We start from the raw sequence: 3,635 nt of genomic DNA on the forward strand, positions 1-3,635 counted from the left end.
CGGCGACGCCGGCCGCCACGCCGGCCAAGGCCAGCCAGGCGAAGTTCGCCACCGCTTCCTGCAGGACGAAGGCGCCAGTGGTGGCCGCAGCGACCGCCAGCCGCATGCAGGTCAGACCGGTGGCGTCGTTCAGCAACGACTCGCCTTCCAGAATATGCATCAACCGCTTGGGGATCGGCGCGCGCGCCGCAATGGCCTGTACCGCGATGGGGTCGGTCGGGGACAGGATGGCGGCCAAGGCGAAGGCCACCGCCAGCGGCATCTCAGGGATCATCCACCACATCAGGAACCCCAGTCCGATGACCGTGAAAATCACGAGACCGAGCGCAAGCTCCAGGATGATCGCGCGGTCGCGGAACAGGTCTTCCTTGGGTATCCGCCATCCATCCAGGAACAGCAGCGGCGGCAGGAACAGCAGGAAGAAGATGTCCGGCTCCAGGTCGACCGTGACGCCGGTCACCAGGACGATGACGGCGCCCAGCCCGATCTGGACCAAAGGCAGGGCGATGCGCGTGATGCGTGCGATAGAACCAGAGACCACCACGGCCAGGAGCAGCAGCAGGACGGTCTCGATCAGATGCATGGGTCAGCCGGCAAGGTCAGGATACAGCCGCTCGAATCGGCCGAGCGCCGCAGGATGCAGTCGCACGGTGACACGAGTACGGCCAAGTTCGTCCGTTTCGCGATCCGTCACACGTCCGTGTTCGTACAGCCAGGCCAGCGCCTCGCCCTGATCCGGCGCCAGCGTCACGCGCGTCTCAGGATCGTCGTCGATCAGTCGCGCAATGGTTTCGCGCAGCCCTTCGACGCCCTCGCCGGTCCAGGCCGAAACCGCGACCGCCGTTCCGTCCCGCTGCTGACGTTCCGCCTGCCCCAGCACCGCTTCACGCGCGTCGGCGTCCAGCAGGTCGATCTTGTTCCAGACCTCCAGCACCCGACGCGTCTTGCCTTCGGGAATCTCGATCTGCTCCAGCACCGCCTCGACGTCGGCGGCCTGGGCGTCCGTGTCGGGCGAGGCGATGTCGCGCACGTGCAGGATCAAATCGGCCTCGCCCACCTCCTCAAGGGTCGCGCGGAAGCTCTCGACCAGTTCATGCGGAAGGTCCGAAATGAACCCTACGGTGTCGGCGATGATGGCCGGCCGTCCCTGCGGCAGGCGAATGGTGCGTTGGGTCGTGTCCAGGGTCGCAAACAGCAGGTCCTTGGCGAACACCTCCGAGCCGGTCAGCCGGTTGAACAGGGTCGACTTGCCCGCGTTGGTGTAACCGACCAGGGCCACGGTCGGGAACGGGACCTTCTGGCGCTGCTTGCGATGCAGGCCGCGGGTGCGGCGCACCTCTTCCAGTTCGGCCTTCAACTTGACGATGCGGTCGGCGATCAGTCGCCGGTCCAGCTCGATCTGGGTTTCGCCGGGTCCGCCGGTCGACCCGGTGCCGCCGCGCTGGCGCTCCAGGTGGGTCCAGGTGCGAACCAGGCGTGAGCGTTCGTAGTCCAGTCGCGCCAACTCCACCTGAAGCCGGCCTTCCTTGGTCCGCGCGCGACGCCCGAAGATTTCCAGGATCAGGCCGGTGCGGTCGATGACCTTCACCTCCCACGCCTTTTCCAGATTGCGTTGCTGCACTGGCGTCAGGGCGTCATCGATGATGGCGACATCGGCGTCGGCGGCGCGCATCAGGGCGGCCAGTTCGTCCACCTTGCCGGCGCCGAACAGGGTTGCCGGCGTCACCTTGCGGATGCGCACGATCTCCTCGCCCCGGATGTCCAGGTCGAGCGCGCGCGACAGGCCGACGGCCTCCTCCAGCCTTTCCTCGGCCAGGCGGGGCGACTCCGACCGACCGTCGGGGTGGATGACAACCGCCTTCTGAACCGGGGCGGCGTGATCAATGAGTTTTTGGGTCAATCAGTCTTCTTCGGCCTCGGGCTCATACAACTGCACGGGCGCCGAGGGCATAATGGTGGAGATGGCGTGCTTATAGACCAGTTGCGATTGTCCATCGCGGCGCAGCAGCACACAGAAGTTGTCGAACCAGGTCACGATGCCCTGCAGCTTGACCCCGTTGACCAGAAAGATCGTCAGCGGCGTCTTGGTCTTGCGGACCGAGTTGAGAAAGGTGTCCTGAAGGTTCTGGCGTTTGTCTTGCGACATGGCAGGTTGGTCCTGTTCTTGGTTGTTCGTCGCCGTATGGGAGCGGCGCGGGGCCGGAAGGGCCGGGAGGACCTTAAACGGCGCCTCCCCGCCGGGGCAACGCCCTAAATGGCGTCTCTACGCGCCTGTTCAAGATAGAGCTGGCGCAGGCGCCTGGTGATCGGCCCCGGCTTGCCGTCGCCGATCTTGGTCCCGTCGATCGACACCGCCGGGGTGACAAAGGCGCCGGCGGCGGTGAAGAAGGCCTCGCGCGCCCGCTTGGCCTCCTCGACGCTGAACGGGCGCTCGTCCAGTTCGACGCCGTGCTCCTTGATAAGCTCCATCAAGGTCGTGCGGGTGCAGCCTTTCAGGATGTTGGCCTGGGTGTCGCGGGTGCGCAGCTTGCCGTTTTCGTCGACGATCCAGGCGTTGGTGGAAGAGCCCTCCGTGACCAGCCCCATTTCATCGACCATCCAGGCCTCGTAGGCCCCGGCTTCGCGGGCCGCCTGCTTGGCCAGGATGTTGGGCAGAAGACCGACTGTCTTGATGTCGCAGCGGCCCCAGCGAATGTCGGGTTGGGTCAGGACGGCGACGCCCTTCCTGGCTTGGGCCTCGCTCCGCGCCAGGGGAATGGACTTGGCGGTCACGACCACGCTGGGCGGCGTGCCGGGCGCCGGAAATGGATGATCGCGCCGGGCGGTGCCGCGCGTGACCTGAAGATAGACGATGCCGTTTACCACCCGGTTGCGCCGGATCGTCTCGCGTAGCACCTGGGTCAGGGCGGCGGCCGACATGGGAATGTCGATTCGCAGTTCGTTCAGGCTGCGGTGCAGGCGCGTCATATGGCCTTCGAAGTCGGCCATCTTGCCGTCGAACACCGACCAGACCTCATAGACGCCGTCGGCGAACTGGAAGCCGCGATCCTCGATGTGCACGACGGCCTGGCCGTGCGGGCTATAGGATCCATTGACGTAGGCGACGCGGGACATCAGGCGGTCTCTTCCTCTTCTCCGCCGCGGGCGGGGGACACGCCCAGCGACTTCAGCTTTCTGTGCAGCGCGGACCGCTCCATGCCGATGAAGGCCGCGGTGCGAGAGATATTGCCCCCGAAGCGCATGATCTGGGCGGCCAGGTATTCGCGCTCGAAAACCTCGCGCGCCTCGCGCAGCGGCAGGGCGATGGTGCGTTCGGCGCCCAGCGACCCGGCCGACCCGTTCGACGTCGCCACCTCCTGAGGCAGCATGTCGGCGGTGATCGGTTCGCCCGGATCGCCCGTGGCAAGGATCAGCAGCCGTTCGATATTATTTCTCAGTTGCCGGATGTTGCCCGGCCAGGGATGGACCTGAAGGACGGCCACCGCGTCGTCGCCGACCACGCGCCGGGGCAAGCCCTGGGAGGCGCTGATGGTCTCCACGAAGTACTCCACCAGTTCGGCGATGTCCTCGCGGCGTTCCGACAGGGCCGGGACGCGGATCGGCACGACGTTCAGCCGGTGGAACAGGTCTTCGCG

At 66.2% G+C, this 3,635-nt stretch carries 5 protein-coding genes; all 5 read right to left on the minus strand.

Going from position 1 to position 3,635, the window contains the following annotated elements; genetic code table 11:
- On the minus strand, positions 1 to 583 hold a 583-nt coding region (locus B2U11_RS09645), incomplete at its 3' end, for a cation:proton antiporter (RefSeq protein ID WP_292071380.1).
- A gap of 3 nt (positions 584 to 586) precedes the next feature.
- Positions 587 to 1,900 (minus strand): GTPase HflX, encoded by a 1,314-nt coding sequence (gene hflX / locus B2U11_RS09650; protein WP_292071381.1) that lies wholly within the window; start codon positions 1,898 to 1,900, stop codon positions 587 to 589.
- Positions 1,901 to 2,146, minus strand: a complete 246-nt coding sequence (gene hfq / locus B2U11_RS09655; protein WP_201216158.1) for an RNA chaperone Hfq — start codon at positions 2,144 to 2,146, stop codon at positions 1,901 to 1,903. It abuts the gene before it with no gap.
- Positions 2,147 to 2,250: 104 nt separating this feature from the next.
- A complete protein-coding gene (locus B2U11_RS09660) occupies positions 2,251 to 3,114 on the minus strand; it encodes a D-amino-acid transaminase (RefSeq protein WP_292071382.1) in 864 nt (287 codons plus the stop codon).
- Positions 3,114 to 3,635: helix-turn-helix domain-containing protein (locus B2U11_RS09665; protein ID WP_292071383.1), on the minus strand; the 522-nt coding region annotated here is incomplete at its 5' end. The genes B2U11_RS09660 and B2U11_RS09665, both read right to left, overlap by 1 nt.

Source organism: Brevundimonas sp. UBA7534 (assembly GCF_002479325.1).
Classification (GTDB): domain Bacteria; phylum Pseudomonadota; class Alphaproteobacteria; order Caulobacterales; family Caulobacteraceae; genus Brevundimonas.

Excerpts from the sequence above, each read along its gene's own strand:
- B2U11_RS09660 (WP_292071382.1), bottom strand. The coding sequence starts at position 3,114 with ATGTCCCGCGTCGCCTACGTCAATGGATCCTATAGCCCGCACGGCCAG.
- hfq (WP_201216158.1), bottom strand. The coding sequence starts at position 2,146 with ATGTCGCAAGACAAACGCCAGAACCTTCAGGACACCTTTCTCAACTCG.